General features: G+C 39.9%; 15 protein-coding genes. 11 read left to right on the top strand and 4 right to left on the bottom strand.

Annotated features, from left to right (window positions below):
- Positions 1-97: 97 nt before the first annotated feature.
- From AB986_RS07680 to AB986_RS07660, 5 genes are all read left to right on the top strand, one after another.
- Positions 98-1,894: an assimilatory sulfite reductase (NADPH) flavoprotein subunit gene (locus tag AB986_RS07680; RefSeq protein ID WP_048310274.1), complete on the top strand. Its 1,797-nt coding sequence runs from the start codon at positions 98-100 to the stop codon at positions 1,892-1,894.
- Between the two features lie 21 nt (positions 1,895-1,915).
- Positions 1,916-3,616 (top strand): assimilatory sulfite reductase (NADPH) hemoprotein subunit, encoded by a 1,701-nt coding sequence (cysI, locus tag AB986_RS07675; RefSeq protein ID WP_152670937.1) that lies wholly within the window; start codon positions 1,916-1,918, stop codon positions 3,614-3,616.
- Between the two features lie 82 nt (positions 3,617-3,698).
- Positions 3,699-4,922 carry a threonine synthase gene (locus AB986_RS07670; RefSeq protein ID WP_048310272.1) on the top strand — a complete coding sequence of 408 codons (1,224 nt, stop codon included), beginning with the start codon at positions 3,699-3,701 and terminating at the stop codon, positions 4,920-4,922.
- A 169-nt stretch (positions 4,923-5,091) separates the two neighbouring features.
- Positions 5,092-5,433 (top strand): hypothetical protein, encoded by a 342-nt coding sequence (locus tag AB986_RS07665; RefSeq protein WP_048310271.1) that lies wholly within the window; start codon positions 5,092-5,094, stop codon positions 5,431-5,433.
- Between the two features lie 122 nt (positions 5,434-5,555).
- Entirely contained in the window at positions 5,556-6,029 is a 474-nt protein-coding gene (locus tag AB986_RS07660) for a divergent PAP2 family protein (RefSeq protein ID WP_048310270.1), read from the top strand.
- Between the two features lie 61 nt (positions 6,030-6,090).
- Here AB986_RS07660 and AB986_RS07655 read toward each other — a convergent pair whose 3' ends face one another.
- Positions 6,091-6,570, bottom strand: coding sequence for a site-2 protease family protein (locus AB986_RS07655; protein WP_048310269.1), 480 nt, complete (start codon positions 6,568-6,570; stop codon positions 6,091-6,093).
- A 372-nt stretch (positions 6,571-6,942) separates the two neighbouring features.
- Here AB986_RS07655 and AB986_RS07650 point away from each other — a divergent pair, with 372 nt between their 5' ends.
- Positions 6,943-7,371, top strand: coding sequence for a DUF1801 domain-containing protein (locus tag AB986_RS07650; protein WP_048310268.1), 429 nt, complete (start codon positions 6,943-6,945; stop codon positions 7,369-7,371).
- A 67-nt stretch (positions 7,372-7,438) separates the two neighbouring features.
- On the opposite strand, the gene AB986_RS07645 is transcribed toward AB986_RS07650, so the two are convergent.
- Complete coding sequence (locus AB986_RS07645) at positions 7,439-8,008, bottom strand: HTH domain-containing protein (protein ID WP_048310267.1); 570 nt, start codon at positions 8,006-8,008, stop codon at positions 7,439-7,441.
- A gap of 333 nt (positions 8,009-8,341) precedes the next feature.
- Between AB986_RS07645 and AB986_RS07640 the strand changes: the two genes are divergently transcribed.
- On the top strand, positions 8,342-11,386 hold the full coding sequence (locus AB986_RS07640) for a cell wall-binding repeat-containing protein (protein ID WP_053216075.1): 3,045 nt from the start codon (positions 8,342-8,344) through the stop codon (positions 11,384-11,386).
- 60 nt (positions 11,387-11,446) lie between these two features.
- On the opposite strand, the gene AB986_RS07635 is transcribed toward AB986_RS07640, so the two are convergent.
- Entirely contained in the window at positions 11,447-12,721 is a 1,275-nt protein-coding gene (locus tag AB986_RS07635; protein WP_048310266.1) for a hypothetical protein, read from the bottom strand.
- Between the two features lie 479 nt (positions 12,722-13,200).
- Between AB986_RS07635 and AB986_RS07630 the strand changes: the two genes are divergently transcribed.
- The 3 genes from AB986_RS07630 to AB986_RS07620 all read left to right on the top strand — a co-directional run bounded on the left by AB986_RS07630 (position 13,201) and on the right by AB986_RS07620 (position 15,328).
- The gene (locus AB986_RS07630; RefSeq protein WP_048310265.1) at positions 13,201-13,431 is read left to right on the top strand and encodes a group-specific protein; all 231 of its coding nucleotides are present in this window, start codon (positions 13,201-13,203) and stop codon (positions 13,429-13,431) included.
- Positions 13,432-13,656: 225 nt separating this feature from the next.
- Entirely contained in the window at positions 13,657-14,013 is a 357-nt protein-coding gene (locus AB986_RS07625; protein ID WP_048310264.1) for a hypothetical protein, read from the top strand.
- Between the two features lie 121 nt (positions 14,014-14,134).
- Positions 14,135-15,328 (top strand): serine-tRNA(Ala) deacylase AlaX, encoded by a 1,194-nt coding sequence (locus tag AB986_RS07620; protein WP_048310263.1) that lies wholly within the window; start codon positions 14,135-14,137, stop codon positions 15,326-15,328.
- 50 nt (positions 15,329-15,378) lie between these two features.
- Here AB986_RS07620 and AB986_RS07615 read toward each other — a convergent pair whose 3' ends face one another.
- Positions 15,379-16,362: a DMT family transporter gene (locus AB986_RS07615; RefSeq protein WP_048310262.1), complete on the bottom strand. Its 984-nt coding sequence runs from the start codon at positions 16,360-16,362 to the stop codon at positions 15,379-15,381.
- A 112-nt stretch (positions 16,363-16,474) separates the two neighbouring features.
- Between AB986_RS07615 and AB986_RS07610 the strand changes: the two genes are divergently transcribed.
- On the top strand, positions 16,475-17,059 hold the full coding sequence (locus tag AB986_RS07610) for a helix-turn-helix domain-containing protein (RefSeq protein ID WP_048310261.1): 585 nt from the start codon (positions 16,475-16,477) through the stop codon (positions 17,057-17,059).
- The last annotated feature ends 53 nt before the right edge of the window (positions 17,060-17,112 follow it).

Genomic DNA, 17,112 nt, shown 5'->3' with positions numbered 1-17,112 from the left:
GTTAGAAAGGAGATGTTCCTTTTTGGGATTAATTCCGAGTAAACAGCTTGAACTAGGGTGAATTATGATCGTCAATTATATTGTGAGGTGAATCGTATTGCAGTTCGAGGTTATGAATAGTCCTTTCAATCAAGAACAAACAGAGCTTTTAAATCGTCTCTTACCAACGTTAACTGAAACACAGAAAATCTGGTTAAGCGGTTATCTTTCAGTACGTGGAGAAACGGAATCCGTCGCCACTACTGATCCTGCATCTAAGCAAAATGAAAGTGAAAGAGAAACGCGTGAAATCACCGTCCTCTATGGGTCTCACACGGGTAATTGTCAGTCACTTGCTGAGTCATTTTTTCAAAAGCTAGAAAATGAAGAGTATAAAGTTACCCTGTCGTCCCTAGATGATTTTAAACCGAAAGCTCTTAAGAATGTAAAGGATTTGTTGCTCCTGACAAGCACGCATGGAGATGGTGATCCTCCTGATAACGCGCTGAGTTTCTATGATTATCTTTTTAGTAACAGAGCACCAGAGGTTGAGGATCTCAGGTATTCGGTCCTTTCTCTTGGCGATAGCTCTTATGAGTTTTTCTGTCAAACAGGGAAGGATTTCGATCAACGATTAGAAGAGCTTGGGGGAACAAGACTCTATCCTCGGGCTGATTGCGATCTTGATTTTGAGGAACCTGCAGAAGAATGGTTCGAAGGTGTATTCGCCGTATTAAATGATTCACCACTATCAGAGGAATCTGCAAAGCGGGAAGTTTCAACGCATGGAACATACTCAAGAACAAATCCGTTTAAAGCTCAAATTCTTGAGAATGTGAATCTTAACGGACGCGGATCGAACAAGGAAACACGTCATCTTGAATTAGATCTTGAAGGCTCAGGATTAGAGTATGAACCTGGCGATAGTCTCGGTATTTATCCTGAGAATGATACAAAGCTAGTGGATCAGCTTATTGAAGAAATGAAGTGGGACCCTAAAGAAGAGGTGCCAATTAATAAGAATGGAGATCTCCAGTCTCTAAGTGATGCGTTAACGAAAACCTATGAGATTACAAGTTTAACGAAACCGTTGCTTGAGAAATTAGCGTCGCTCACTCCAAATGAAGAATTACCGACCATTTTGAATGCTGAAAGCGAGGAGTTGAAGACATACCTCTACGGTCGAGATTTAATTGATTTAATACGAGCTTTCGGTCCGTGGCCAGTAACTGCAAAAGAATTTATTGGGGTACTGCGAAGAATACCTGTACGACTTTATTCAATCGCAAGCAGTTCCAAAGCAAATCCGGATGAAGTGCATCTAACAATTGGAGCACTCCGATATGATGCACATGGTCGAAAGCGTGCAGGTGTATGTTCAGGTCAATGTGCGGAACGCTCTTTGCCTGGCGATGAATTACCGGTATTTGTCCAGAAAAATCAAAATTTCAGGCTTCCTGATCATCCAGATACACCTGTCATCATGATTGGAGCAGGAACAGGTGTAGCGCCCTATCGTGCTTTTCTACAAGAACGAGAAGAAACAGGTTCACAAGGAGATACTTGGCTATTCTTTGGTGAACAACATTTCGTTACAGACTTTCTCTATCAAATCGAATGGCAGAAATGGCTCAAGAAAGGCGTGCTTTCAAAAATGGATGTGGCATTTTCACGAGATACAGATGAAAAGGTATACGTTCAGCATCGCATGTTAGAGCGTAGTAAAGAATTGTATGAGTGGCTTGAAGCAGGTGCGCATGTGTATGTATGTGGAGATGAGAAATACATGGCAAAGGATGTTCACGCAGCACTCGTTACGATTGTAAGAGAAGAGAGAGAGATTAGTGAATCAGAAGCAGAGGCATATCTTGCCGATCTTCGGAACGAGAAGCGCTACCAGAGAGATGTTTATTAAGAAGCAGGAAGGAGATCGATTATGTCTAAAAAGACAACACAAGGTACCCCAAGTGAAATGGAGAACATTAAAGAGAAAAGCGATTACTTACGAGGGTCACTCGTTGAAAGCTTTGCAGATCCCATTACTTCTTCTATTCCAGATGCTGAAACGAAGCTATTGAAATTCCACGGTAGCTATATGCAGGATGATAGGGATCTTCGGCAGGAACGAAAGCAACAGAAGTTAGAACCTGCCTATCAATTTATGGTTCGTGTTCGATTACCGGGAGGGGTTGCGACACCCGAGCAATGGCTTGTAATGGATGACCTTGCGAATAGGTATGGAAATGGTACGTTGAAGTTAACGACTCGGCAGACGTTTCAGATGCACGGTGTATTAAAGTGGAATATGAAGAAGAGCATTCAAGCAATGGATCGTGCCTTAATGGATTCGCTCGCAGCATGTGGTGATGTGAACCGGAACGTGATGTGTAATGCTAATCCATATCAATCTAATATTCACGCTGAAGTGCACGAATGGGCGCGGAAGTTAAGCGATGATCTTCTCCCAAGAACGAGAGCGTACCATGAAATCTGGTTGGATGAAGAAAAGGTTCTTGATCGCAGTGAGATCATTGAACCAATGTACGGTCCGCAGTACTTACCAAGAAAGTTCAAAATCGGTGTTGCTGTTCCACCATCAAACGACGTGGATATTTTCTCTCAAGATCTTGGATTCATAGCGATTCTTGAAGATGGTAAGCTTCAAGGCTTCAACGTTGCAGTAGGAGGCGGAATGGGAATGACGCACGGTGACCCGAACACCTATCCACAGCTGTCGCGGATCATTGGGTTCTGCTCACCGGAAAAGATCGTTGAAGTTGCTGAGAAAATCATTACGATTCAGCGTGATTACGGTGATCGTTCTGAACGTAAATATGCTCGCTTTAAATATACGATCGATCGCAGAGGACTCGAATGGGTACGTACCGAATTAAATAATAGATTGGGTTGGAATCTTGAAGAAGAGCGATCCTACCACTTCGATCATAATGGTGATCGCTATGGATGGTTAAAGGGTGATGGGAAATGGCATCTAACGCTCTTTATTCAAAATGGTCGGATTGTTGATTCGAGAGATAGTGAGATTATGACCGGACTTCGGGAAATTGCGAAGGTGCACACAGGTGATTTCAGACTCACTCCGAACCAGAATTTAATTATTGCGAGTGTTTCAGAAGAGAAAAAATCCGAAATCGAAGCACTTGTTGAGAAGTATGGATTGACTGACGGTAGGCAAAATTCTGCACTACGACGAAACTCGATGGCGTGCGTAGCTTTTCCAACGTGCGGACTTGCGATGGCTGAGGCGGAACGTTATTTGCCGTCGCTCATTGATAAAATTGAGGTCATCGTTGATGAAGCAGGATTACGTGATGAAGAGATCGTTATCCGAATGTCCGGTTGCCCGAACAGTTGCTCAAGACCAACGCTTGGTGAGATTGCCTTTATTGGGAAAGCACCAGGAAAATACAACATGTACCTTGGTGCAGGATTTGTAGGAGACAGATTGAGTAAGCTTTACAAAGAAAACATTGGTGAAGAGGAAATTCTACAATCTTTGAAACCAATTCTTTTTAAATTTGCAAAAGAAAAAGAAGAGAATGAGCACTTTGGTGATTATGTGATACGAGCAGGATATGTTGAAAGAGTTCATTCAGGACTTGATTTTCATAAATAAGAGAATGATAGAGGTGTGATACCCAGAGTTCTTCTGCAGTTCTTTGGGTTTCTACTTTCTTATGATTCTAGGAGGTGCTTACATGACATACAGTATGATTTCTCATCTTTCTTGCCCGAAATGTAACGAAACGTATCTTTCAAATACAATTCAACAGCTATGCAAATGCGGCTCGCCGTTACTTGTTGATTATAAGCTAGATGAGGTTAAAAAAAGGGTAACGAAAGAAGAATTGAAGAGTCGTCCTTATTCTCTTTGGCGCTATCATGAATTGCTGCCTGTAGAGCATGAAGAACACGTGATAAGTTTTGAAGAAGGGATGACCCCATTATCGAAACTTCCCTTCCTAGGGAAACAAATGGGGATTTCGAATTTGTACATAAAAGATGAAGGACTGGTGCCAACTGGCTCCTTTAAAGCTAGGGGAGCTTCAGTTGGGATTTCGAAAGCAAAGGAATTAGGTGTAAAACACCTCGCTATGCCGACAAATGGAAATGCTGGTGCTGCCTGGTCCCTATACGCTGCGAAAGCTCAGATTGAAGCGTATATTGTTATGCCTGAAGATGCACCGGAAATTACGAGAAAAGAAGTGAGTATTTCAGGAGCCCAGCTTTTTCTAGTAAATGGATTAATTAGTGACGCAGGTAAAATTGTAGCGGACTTGGTGAAGGAACGATGCTTCTACGATGCTTCTACTCTAAAGGAACCGTACCGAATTGAAGGCAAGAAAACGATGGGTTATGAAATTGCAGAGCAAATGAACTGGGAATTACCCGACGTTATTCTGTATCCTACTGGGGGAGGAGTAGGGTTAATTGGAATATACAAAGCTCTTCTCGAACTACAGCAACTCGGCTGGATTAGCGGAAAGCTCCCTCGGTTGGTAGCAGTTCAATCAGAAGGGTGTGCGCCGATTGTAAGAGCCTATCAGGAAGGGGAAACAGAGTCTGAATTCTGGGAGAATTCAGAGACTCATGCTTTTGGTATTAATGTTCCAAAAGCGATCGGTGACTTTCTCGTTCTTGATGCCATCTATCAAACTGAAGGATGTGCAGTAGCTGTTTCAGAAGATGAGATTAGAGAAGCTCAGCGTGATGTAGCAAAGGAAGAAGGACAGTTTATTTGCCCTGAAGGGGCTGCGACGTTTGCAGCAGCAAAACACTTGAGAGAGTCTAACTGGATTCATGATAGTGATCGAGTCGTTTGTTTAAATACAGGGCTCGGAATAAAGTATCCAGATGCTTTCGAAGTGGAAGCGCCTTTATTAGAGCCATATGAGAGAGTTTCCTTCTCTCAAGAGAATTAAAGCTTAGTAGATAATTTGACCCCGCTGATGTGATCAGTGGGGTTTTTTTGATAGAAAAAATATATAGATATTAAGTTGTTAAGGTACTGGAGAAATCTTCTATGAAAGATCAGAAAGTGATTTTGTTACACTAACCATTAGACCAATCGTTCGTGAAAGAAGTGATTCAATGTTTTTTCCAGAAGCAAAAGATCTTGCTCAAGTTGAATTTTATACGTTTATTGCTTCTATGATCTATCTATTCATCGTTAGCATCATGCTATTTTACATTTTTTACAGATTAGCGATGGTATCAAATCATAGAGGGCTAATGAATTTCTTCATGTATCTCATGAGTCTATTGCTACGTATGCCTTTTCAATCAGTCGAGGTAATGGGTGAGAGTCAGTTGTCTCGTCGACGAATAATAAAGGAAGTGTGGAAAGAGCTATTGGTGATTAGTGTTGCTACAATTTGGTTTCTAATAGGATTGATTTTGGCTTATTTCCAAATTCAAGATTTTAAGAATTGAAGTATTCAAACTAGTAAATTCATCATGAAATAACTTGCTCATTTGAATAAAATTCTCCACTTAGGGTAATGGGATAAAAGAAGCATTATGATAGAAACGATTGCGAAGTGGAGGATGAAATAATGCAAAAGATGAACAGAGGAATTCTAACAGCAATCTCGTCGATTGCAATTGCACAGGGGTTAAAGATCCTAACACATAAAAAGGTGACAGGTGAGTGGGATGTGAAGCAGGTAGCAACAACAGGTGGCATGCCGAGTTCCCATTCAGCTGGCGTGTCAGCACTAGCAACATATATTGCTGCAAATAAAGGATCACGCCATACTGAAACAGCCCTTGCAGCGATATTTGGTGTGATCGTAATGTATGATGCGCAGGGAATTCGCCGACATACAGGCGAAATTGCACGCCTTGTCAATGAATTGGAAGATAGTTTCGCTTCCCTCTCAGGAGATTTTCCAAGCTTTGAATTTGTAGAAAGAGAAAAAGAATTAAACGAGTTCCTAGGTCATCAACCGATCGAAGTACTTGGCGGTGCGATTCTTGGTTCAGTATTAGGTTTTGTTTCTGCAAAATTTGAGAATAGAGAAGATTAGTTATAGACTATAAATGGTAGAACGTGTAGAGGGATGTGCCATCCCTCTACACGTTTTTGTATCAATCAATTGGATCAGCAGATTTTCCGTATCGAAGAACATCCAATACAGCCATACCATCACTTGGACGACCATCGTCATTTCGAAATGGCAAGAGAGAAAAGAAGATAAAGTAGATCGAGAAATACGTGAATTGATAGAAAAAGAGAGTCACTGGCATGATTTCGGAAACAATTAAATAGTTAATTGTAAGTATTACGATGAGATTAAAGAGACTCCCACCTAAATAAATGGCGATATGTGCCCATGTTTTGTTGTATTTCAACTCTTCATACTGACACCAGCCCTCCATAAAATACTTTCTTTTTATTTCTAACTGTCCTATTTGAAACAGGGTGCGCCCTGTACCGATACAGAATTTAACTTTCCCACCGAAGACTCTTGCAATTAACACGTGACCAGCTTCGTGAACAAGCGTTACAATTGGCAAAATAACGAAGAAATTCACGAAAAACATTGGGATGTCATTTAAGGTAAACATTGTTAAACCTCCGTGATGTTTTATCTTATTGTTGATGGTGACTCTTGAACAGAACGTTCCCGATTTGGCTTCTAACTAACTCATTTTGAGGAATAAACATGAAACCGTAATAAAAGAAATAAGCGGGATATACTTTTGGTTATATGTTTAAAATTGTGGTAAGTTATTCTGCTTATTTATGGGTCTTTACTAAAAGATTGTTGCTTTTAAAGGTTTTTGTTTAGAAAACCAAACTTCGCTAATTGGAGCGGAAATTAACCACTTATCTATAAGCAACAACGTCTACGAAAAGGTTCTTATTTAAAGGAGTTGCATCGTTGACGTGGTATTCTAAAGTAATGAGGCATAGAAAAACGGAAGGAGATATTGGGCATGTATGAACTGAAAACAAAAGAAACAGACAATAGTGTTCTTGAATTTATCGAGAATGTAGATTCTTCTAAAAAGCGTGAAGATGCTTATCGGCTGTTAGATCTATTTACTGAAACAACAGGACATGAAGCTAAGATGTGGGGGCCAAGTATTATTGGATTTGGTTCTTATCATTACAAATACGATTCAGGTCATGAAGGGGATGCGCCACTTGTCGGTTTCTCACCACGCAAAGCAAAAATCAGTTTGTATTTTGCTACTGGGGATTCAGAACGAAATCAGTTGTTAGAGAAGTTCGGTAAACATAAAGCGGGTAAAGCTTGTGTGTATATTAATAAAGTAGCTGATATTGATGAAGAAGTATTGAAACAATTAATCGATGAGTCAGTCGTGTTTCTAAAGAAGACATATCCTGATGGTATAAAATGAGCACAAAGAAAGAAGCGGTGAATGCCGCTTCTTTCTTTGTGTATATGGTTAGAATGATTTTGCGTCTTCAGTTTCTTTGACTGGCGTTTCCATCCATTTCAAAGGTAAGGATTCTGATTGCTTCTTCATAATGATAGACATCTCCACCAAATCCTGTTTGGAATTGTCTCGCATGTATACGTGACGCAAATGTAATAATCTGCTGCTGACAGCAATTGAGGTTAAGATCTGAATGTAATAGGTAGGTTGCACCTGTTGCATCGATTGGTTTATCCGTTAAATAATCTTTGCAAATGACTTGAGTGACATCCTCTTTCGTATCATTGTAGCGCATCAATCCGCAGCGAGCGCAGCAGAAAGTTTCTAATTGTTTCTTATCGAAACTTATTTCAAAAGATAATCTAGTATGTACAGGTTTCAAACAAGAGGGACATTCACCTTCCCGACGCCTTGGAGGGTTCGGTAATCCGATTCCATTTGGTATTTTCAGTGCGTGGTTCAGTTCAATTAATGGTTTAACGTCACGATAAATTGTCATTTCTGAGACATTAAGTCGTTTGCTAATCTCTGAGATTTTAAGCGCCTTTTCGTTTTTGAGCCAAGTTAAAATTTGTTTTTTTCGTGCATTTGGTAACAATTTATCGCCTCCATTTTTAATAGAAGGGTGTATTCGTAAACATCGTTGCTATAAGAGTAGTGATTGTGATGAATTGAGGTTTATAATACTAAACTTTTTACAAAGACAACAATCTTCTTAATAATACCCTTTTAGAATAACGTTTCTTTTTAGAGAATAGATCACTTTTTATTGTAGAAATAGTAACAATTTTGCTGAGGTATTTAGTAAGCATTATTCTATGTGAATTCCGACATCCTTTATGTTCCATTTTGTAGAAAAATTTTCCACCATTTTCATCCGATTTGTGATTTAATAGATTTGTATATTGAATCTATTAGATGGAGGTTTAGGATGAAGAAGATTAGTAGCGTCTTGGTCGTCGTTATGATTTTCACAATGCTTTTCAGTCAGTTCCCCGTGAAACAAGTTCAGGGTGCAACTGGAAATGTACCAGAGAATGAGGTCACATTAACAAGTTCAACCCCTATTGAAGGGAGTTTTAATGACAGTGAGCAGGTTCACTGGTACGTAGTCCATCCTTCCGAATCAGATATTAAAGACTATACTCATTTCAGGATGAAGCTTACGTCAGAGCAGGAGTTAAACGTTACAGTCTACTCAAGCCTTGAGAATGCTGTAGACAACCGTGCTTTTGATCGTTATATGGGATATTCATTTGAAAATGAACCTGCAATGATCGATTTTCCTTTAGCATGGATCGGCCCTTATTACATAAAGGTTGAACACTATGGTGGAGAAGAGTTTGAGGAAATAGAAAGTGAAATAAGCGGAGCCTATACCTTATCTTACGACGGTGTTACGCTTGCACCATCAGATTATGTTATGACAGAAGAATGTCCAGCAGAGCTTAGCACGAATGAACGTGAGAATGGTGAGGTTATTCTCAAAGATCTTCGGACGATACGTGAAACCGTTCTATCTCAAACAGACAAAGGTAAGAATTTATCAGGGCTTTATTATAAGAGTGCACCGTTTATTAGTGCCAAAATGGTTTTTAGTAAGTCGATGAGAGAAAATGTCTATCATGACTTAGTTCAACTAAAGGACTTATTCCGAGATGTAGCTGAACATGGAAGTGCAAGTACGTATAAAGTGACGCAGCAAGATCAAAATGCAATCAACAGGTTGTATGAAACAGCGCATGATTCTGTACCTGCTTTCCTTCAAAAGCAAATCCAAACAACTGCGAAGAGCGTTGGAATTACAAATCTAACTCAATCAACGATTTCGTCTATTCTTACAAATACTGGTTATGCAACACCAAAGGCTGGTAATCGTGTGATTGTGAAGTTGAAGGACGATCAGAAGGTTTCAAGTATTACTTCAAAAGCACAGTCATATGGTGTTCATGCAATCGACCCGCTTAAAGCGAACGGAGCAGGGTTTGCAAATATGTATGTGATGGAAATGGATCAATCATCAGCAAAATCACTTGAAACTACTTCAAATAAAATTTCGAAGCTTCCACAAGTGGATTTCGTTGAACCTGTTCAACAGTACTCTATTTTCACTGAAGATCGTCACTACTCTTATCAATGGTCACTTCATAACAGTGGCAGTGACGGTGGAATGAGTGGAGTAGATGTTCAATTCGAAGAGTTGCAAAAATGGATGATTGGAAAAAAGTTGAAAAACACAGTCATTGCCGTTGTCGACACAGGTGTTGATAACACGTTAGCAGACTTAAGCTCATCAGTTGATACGAGTAGCGCTTATAATTATATCGATCGAAGCTCGAATGCAATGGATGACAATGGACATGGTACTCACGTATCCGGAATTATAGCAGCCGAAGCTAATAACCATTTTTCAATGGCAGGACTCAATTCACATGCTACGATTATGCCAGTTAAAGTGCTTGATGCTTCAGGATCTGGAGATACCGAGCAGATTGCATATGGTATTAAATATGCAGTAGATCAAGGTGCTCAAGTCATTAACCTTAGCCTTGGGGGATCTTATAGTCGCGTAATTGAATATGCCCTAAAGTATGCAAACGATCACGGTGTAACAGTGATCGCAGCAAGTGGAAATGATGGGTTTGAGGAACTTTCTTATCCAGCATCTTCAAAGTATACGATATCAGTCGGTGCAACAAATCGTCTCGATATCGTCTCGGACTATTCAAATTATGGATCTGGCTTGGATTTAGTAGCCCCTGGGACAGATATTCCATCGATTATGCCTGATGGTCATGTTTCTTATATGTCTGGAACGTCGATGGCTACCCCTCACGTATCAGCTGTTGCGGGATTATTACTTTCACAAAAACCAGAACTAACACCAGGTGAAATACAAGAGATTCTAACTGAGACAGCGATCGATGTTGTTTTTGATGAACAAGATAATCCTTACAGTGATTATGAAGAGTATTACTATGAAGGGGAAGAGCCTTATCCGTTTGAGGAGCCAGTTCCGGGATACGATCTTGTTTCCGGATGGGGGAGATTGGATGCATTTGGTGCAGTTCGTGCTATAGATGGGACGAAAGCGGCAATGGAGCGAATTTCAGGTGCCAATCGTTATGAAACAGCAGTGAACGTTTCGAAGAAAGGGTGGAAAAAGTCAAACGTTGCTGTTATTGCCACTGGTCGAAATTATCCAGATGCGCTTAGCGCAACACCACTTGCTCATCGAAACAAAGCACCGCTCCTATTAACAGACACGAATGCGTTACCAGAGTCTGTTATGAAGGAACTCGATCGACTTGGCGTGGAGCAAGTTATTCTAGTAGGTGGTAAATCAGCAATTACAACGAATGTTGAAAAACAGCTGAAAAGTCTTAGCATTACATTTAAGCGAATTAGCGGAAGTGATCGATATGAAACGTCTGTTAATGTTGCGAAACAGCTAGGGAAATCTGAGAAGGCAGTTGTTACAACAGGAGCAGGTTTTGCTGATGCTCTTTCTATAGCCCCAATTGCGGCATCACTTAACATGCCAATTCTATTAACAAAGAAAAGTTCGCTTCCAGATTCGGTAGGGAACTATGTGAAAACATCTTCGATGAACGAGTTTTTCGTCATTGGGGGAACAACAGCAATACCAAATAGTGTAGCGAAAAGTCTTGGGAAATACGTGCGAATTAGCGGGAACGATCGCTACGAAACAAATAGTAACGTGATTCACTACTTTGCAGGTAAGCTGAACATGGCAACACCTCTGATTGCTACTGGAAGTAATTATCCAGACGCACTATCGGGATCTGCTTTAGCTGCATCTAAAGGAGCCCCAGTTCTTTTAACACATGCGACACAAGCGCAGGCGACAACAAAGAAAACAATTTCGAAGTATGGCGCTTTTGCTGATAAATATTACATTGTTGGTGGAAAGATTGCCTTATCAGATGAACTAGTGCAATCATTAGTTGAATAGTGTAAATCGTATGACAAAGAAGAAGCCAGATGATGGTTATCATCTGGCTTCTTCTGATAATTAATGCGCTAACTTACTACGTTGCGATTCAAGCTGAACGGCTTTAATGTCGCCTTCTTTAGAATCTGAAACGAAGGAAAGCTTGTTCTCTCCGGAGTTATAGACGTGAAAATAGACGTTATCAAGTTCATTGAAAATCACTTCGTCTGGTTCACCGAACTGACAAACGAGATCGGAATAAGGAATAGCTTCACCTTCTGACAATGCATTATAACGTAGGTTGAAGACCTCTTGATCGACAGTTAAGTACGTATATTTATTGTCAAAGAAACCAGGAAGCCCTTCATAAAGGTCCTCGTTATACGTCATGGAAGGTTTCTCTTGTTTCAACTCATCTTCTGTCATCCCCAGGAAAACAGAAGAGTCTTTTAAATGACCTTGTTCCGCAAATTTCAGAAGTTCAGTATGAAATGGAGCAGCAGTACATGATGGATCTGGTTTTGTAGTTGTTAAAGGTTTCTGGTCAGTCATTGTAAAGCTACCTGTAAACTCTATTCCTGCACCATGGTAATTGATACAGGAGTCTTCTTTAAATGTAACAACGTTATTCAGAAGAGCAAACGTTCCTTTACAAGCTGGATCATCTTTATCCTGAAATGTTGCTTCATCCCCAGTGATTTCGGCAGTTCCTGTTAGTTCACCATCCTGACCAGCATGGCTTATATCAAAATTGAACTGAAAAGAATCCTCTGAAACGTTTGAAATACTGAGATTCCCTCGGTCATAGCTAGCATCGATGTAGAGAGCTTCCTGCCAATCGGATCCGTTACTTTCTGTGGTTTCCTCAGCCTCAGATGGATTTGATATTTCCTGTTTACCAATTTGTATGAATGTATAAATGCCTGTGAACGATACGGTGTTCTCTTCCGTTTGACAGGCTTCACTCGTATCAACTGCAAGTTGATTTTGTTGCCAACCGAATGTGGCTTTACACTTCTCATTAGTGGGATCAGTGAACGTCGCTGTGTCGCCATCTACTTCCGCTGTACCTGACAGCTCTCCAACATTTAGGCCATCATATGCCTGAAGAATGAACGAAAATGAGCCTTCTTGCGGCTCGATGATGTCCATTGCTCCTAAAATCATGTTATCCTCTTCCCATTTGTATGTTCCTTCTTGAAACAAAGAGCTCATTTCACTAGACGATTTTGACTGCTTGTCCTCTGTTTCTTTCTTGGCGTCGACTTCTTCAGACGAATTGGAAGACGTTAGAAAACTGCACGACGTTACGAGAAATAATAGGGCGAATAAGAAGATCAAACGAAGAGCTTTCATATGATTCCTCCCACTGTTGATAGATTATATAATGATTATACACAAGCTTATTTGAAAGAATGGACTATTGGTGTCGAGGAAGAAAAATTAGGTTTGTCTAGTTTAAAAGAATGACTCTGTAAATTAATAGTCAATTTCCGGGGAAATGATTGGAAGAAGTCGAAAGACCAATATTTTCCTTAAATCGACGTTGAGAAAGATCGAATTTCATCAGTTCAATTGGAATTAAAAGCAATCTTGAAGTGGATTATGGTATCCTTTTGCTATTAATGTCATTTCGTTTGAAAGGTAGATGGGCTTAATTGGAATTGATATCTGATAATGTTGTGCTAATCGGCGTGTTTCTACTTATATTCGCGCTATTGTTAGCAAAATTCACGAAGAAGAAGTAAGGCATTTTTAATTATTACTCTTATCCAACTACTTGTACGAGAATAGCCAAAAACAAAGATTTAATAAGAGAAAGGGGGTTCGACACCGTGGGGAAATGTACCATTGATCATTCATATGGGGATGTTTTAGCAAAGCTTGAAGATCAATCAGACTTTATGCCTGATGCGCTTGTTCAAAAGACCTATAAATTTCTTCAACAAACGATTTCTCAAGAAGCGTTGAATGAGCTGTTTCATCTCTTAAAAAAGTATGATTTAGCAACTGATTCAGAGAGAGAAAAGCGAAATCAAGAAATTGAAAATATGACAGGTCGATAAGGTAAACAGAGGTTATGTTGCAGCTTGCATCATAACCTCTGTGTAGGTAAATGACGAAGGTTTCATTTTTGTGTCATTGTGTTGAACAACCTAGTAATGTAAGCGGTTTCGGATTATAATAAAGGTGAAGATAATCTGTCATATGACAAATTGTTCAGTGAAGCGTGTCGGTCTGCAGGTGTAACTCCTTTTCTATGAAAAATGATGATATTGGAGGGATATGAGATGAAGCAAAGTGCAATGGAACAACGAATTGCTGAGCTTGAAGAGACGGTCGACTATCTTTTATTCAGGCAAGAGCTCCTTTTCTCAAACACATCAATCGATCGAGTGCTATACGAATATGGGATTAAAAGAGAGCAGTATGATCGTATTATCCTTTTGATGACAGATTATGAAGAAAGTATTGTAGAGAAGAAATCAGTCAATCATTACGCATTTGAAGAAGCGATTTATGGCATTGTCCCCGAGCAAGCAGGTAACCATCAATTTGCAGAATACTTAACAAGGGTGTTCTGGGAAAATGACTGCTGTCAAAATGTCTTTAAAGAGCTTTATGCAATGGAACTATACTCACTTTAAATAAGTTGTAAGGTGTAAGGCAGTTGAATTTCTCAACTGCCTTTTTGAATTTCTTTTTTATGTAAGAAACGTGATACGATTGTGGATGGGAGCAAGTACAAATAGAAAGTAGTGAACTCTTATGACTCAGAAATTATTCTATGAAGATCCATACCTAACAAGTTTTCCAGCACAAATTGTAAAGCAAACGACTGATGATGCGGATCGCCGTTATGTTGTCCTAAATCAAACAGCCTTTTATCCGACTGGCGGGGGACAACCTTTTGACAAAGGAATGTTAAATGGAGTCGCTGTTACCGATGTGGAAGAAGTGAACGGTGAGGTTCGACACTTTGTTGAAAGAGAAGTGGAAGAAGATGTGCAAGGTGAAATTAATTGGATGAGACGGTTTGATCATATGCAGCAACATGCTGGACAGCATATTCTATCTGCTGCATTCGAAGACCGTTTTGGATATAAAACGGTAAGTTTTCATCTCGGACAGGAAGTTTGTACGATTGATCTTGATATCTCATCATTAGATGAAGCAGAAGTAAGAAATGTGGAAGCTCTCGCTAACTCATTTGTTCAAAATAACCATCCAATTGAAACGAAATGGATTACGAATGAAGAAGTGACTCAATTTAATCTTCGGAAAGAAGTCTCAGTAACTCATCATATCCGTCTTGTTTTAATTTCAGATGTTGATACTAGTGGCTGTGGTGGGACACATCCTTCTTCAACAGCTGAGGTAGGTGCCATAAGCGTTCTGAAATGGGAGAAACTGAAGAAGCAATTGCGTGTTCATTTTGTGTGTGGCAATCGCGTGTTGGATCAGCTACATCAAAAACAAAAGGTAGTGCAGGGACTTACAAATGGTCTCAATGTCCCACAGGGTGATCTTGTTGATGCAGCTAATCGTCTCGTCATGCAAACGAAAGAGCACGAGAAAATAATAGAGGAGTTGAACGATCGTCTTCTCACATTTAAAGCGAAAGAGCTGTTGCAGTCTGCAGAGACGATACATGGGCAAAGAGTAGTACAAATGATCTCCTACGAGTACGGTATGAAGGAGATTCAAAAGCTTGGCAAAACAATTTTGAATGAAGATCCATCTGTTATTGTTTTCTTAATAAGTGAGGTGGAGAATAAACTTCAGGTTGTGTGTGGCAGAGGAGCAGAGCTTCATTTGGATATGAACCTCGCTTTGAAAGAAGTCCTACCGCTTATCAACGGTAAAGGCGGAGGGAAGAAAGAGTTTGCTCAAGGTGGCGGAGATGCTATTAGGTCTGCAGAAGAGATTTTGATTGAGCTAGTGAAGGTGAGTTTACAATAGGAAGAAGGCGCGAAGGGTATCAACCAAACGCGCCTTTTCTATGTCATTTCTTATACACTTTGCTTAAGCTTTCGACCATCTTCCTTATTCTTTACGCCTATTTTCTTCACGTTAAAACTGTGTAGAACAATACCTAATATGATAAGACTAATGCCAGTCCATGCAAGACTCCCTGGTAGAGGACTTGAAAGAAGTAAAGATTCTCCAGCTACGACGAACAACACTTGTGTAGACTGGGTGGCTTCAACTGCAGCGAGTTTTCCTTGGTTAAGTCTAACCCGATCAGTTGCGATGAAGAAAAGAGTTGTCGCAATGAGGCCGGAACAAACGGCGACAATGAAAGATTGAATTAGTTGATCAGTAGTAGGTGGTCCTACTTGTTGAATTGCAATAAGACTAATGATAATCCAGAACGGTAGTGAAGCTAGCGTCATACCTAGTACACGTTGAAACGTATCGAGTCTACCTTCACAAAGCTCCATCATTTTGCGGTTCCCAAGTGGATATGCAAAGGCGGCAAGAAGGACGGGAAGGATTCCAACCGTAACTTCCAATAATGTAAGATCTTTGGCTTTTGGGAGTTGGATGAGCATCACACCGATTAGAATGATGACGGAGATGTAAAGTGCTTTTGTTTGTATAGGATGTCGTTTCTTGATCAGACCTTGATCGGTTTGAATGGTTTGGAAGAAGAGAGGCGCAACGAAAATCCCTCCAACAATCGTGATTTGCCATGTCCCAGCTACGAGCCAACCAGGTCCGTATGCAGCAGCATAAGTTAAAGGAGCGTAGAACAACACAAATCCTACGAAGCTCCACCACATCCACAAAAAAGGATGTTTTCTCATTTCAACAATTACTTGTTTCAAATTATGTCTACCTAGTACAATAAGAATTAGAAAAGGTACCATGAACAGAAATCGCAAAGACGAGCTCCACATCCAGCTTCCTCCAGCAAGCTCCATTGATCGATTCAGTATGAATGTAACAGAAAAAAAGATAGAAGCGAGAATTCCGATAGCAAGTTCCTTCATACATAAACACATCCTTAGCATTTGGTATATCATGATTAACTTTAGATATAATATAATATACTAATCGAATAGGCAGAAAAGTACAACAGTAAATGATTGAGAGGATCATCAAATGAGTGATAAAGAATTGAAAGAAGCAGAAAAACTCGCAAGACAAGTTGGGATAACCTTAAGAGGAATCAGAAAAGAACGGAGTATTAGTTTGCAGGAATTGGCTGACTTAACAGAGGTAAGTAAATTAACACTAGGTAAAATCGAAAGAGGAGAAGCGAATCCTTCCTTAACAATCATATGGAAAATCGCAAATGGCCTTGCTATTCCTATTTCAACGTTACTTGCTGAAACACAAGAAGTTGTTATTTCTAGAAAAAATGAAGGAAATAAAGTATTGAGTGCTAATGAAGCACTTACGCTTGAACCAATGTTTACTAATAGTGGCTATGGTTCAATTGAAACGCATAGGGCATTCCTAAAAGCGGGCGGGGAATATGTTGCTGATGCGCACCAAGATGGAGTAATTGAATATGTAACGGTGATGGAGGGAAGCGTGACGGTTCAGGTTCAAGATCAAATGTATGAGTTACAAACATACGACTCCATTAAATTTAATGCAAATCAAAAGCATGGATATCTCAACTACGGTTCCACACCAGCAACCCTACACTTTGTTATGATTTATACAAAGACAACATATTAAGTCATCTTAGTAAAAGATAATCTTATTGAAGGCGAGTGAAACTGAGGTTTCAC

This window comes from Guptibacillus hwajinpoensis, from assembly GCF_001039475.1.
Taxonomy (GTDB): Bacteria; Bacillota; Bacilli; order Bacillales; family Guptibacillaceae; genus Guptibacillus; species Guptibacillus hwajinpoensis.
Note: the sequence above shows the minus strand (reverse complement) of the source record. Positions and strands in the feature narration are given on the sequence as shown.

Bases quoted from the DNA above. Each gene is read 5' to 3' on its own strand.
- AB986_RS07620 (WP_048310263.1), top strand. From the start codon at position 14,135: ATGACTCAGAAATTATTCTATGAAGATCCATACCTAACAAGTTTTCCA.
- AB986_RS07625 (WP_048310264.1), top strand. From the start codon at position 13,657: ATGAAGCAAAGTGCAATGGAACAACGAATTGCTGAGCTTGAAGAGACG.
- AB986_RS07655 (WP_048310269.1), bottom strand. From the start codon at position 6,570: ATGTTTACCTTAAATGACATCCCAATGTTTTTCGTGAATTTCTTCGTT.
- AB986_RS07665 (WP_048310271.1), top strand. From the start codon at position 5,092: ATGTTTTTTCCAGAAGCAAAAGATCTTGCTCAAGTTGAATTTTATACG.
- AB986_RS07640 (WP_053216075.1), top strand. From the start codon at position 8,342: ATGAAGAAGATTAGTAGCGTCTTGGTCGTCGTTATGATTTTCACAATG.
- AB986_RS07670 (WP_048310272.1), top strand. From the start codon at position 3,699: ATGACATACAGTATGATTTCTCATCTTTCTTGCCCGAAATGTAACGAA.
- AB986_RS07660 (WP_048310270.1), top strand. From the start codon at position 5,556: ATGCAAAAGATGAACAGAGGAATTCTAACAGCAATCTCGTCGATTGCA.
- AB986_RS07615 (WP_048310262.1), bottom strand. From the start codon at position 16,362: ATGAAGGAACTTGCTATCGGAATTCTCGCTTCTATCTTTTTTTCTGTT.
- AB986_RS07610 (WP_048310261.1), top strand. From the start codon at position 16,475: ATGAGTGATAAAGAATTGAAAGAAGCAGAAAAACTCGCAAGACAAGTT.
- cysI (WP_152670937.1), top strand. From the start codon at position 1,916: ATGTCTAAAAAGACAACACAAGGTACCCCAAGTGAAATGGAGAACATT.
- AB986_RS07650 (WP_048310268.1), top strand. From the start codon at position 6,943: ATGTATGAACTGAAAACAAAAGAAACAGACAATAGTGTTCTTGAATTT.
- AB986_RS07635 (WP_048310266.1), bottom strand. From the start codon at position 12,721: ATGAAAGCTCTTCGTTTGATCTTCTTATTCGCCCTATTATTTCTCGTA.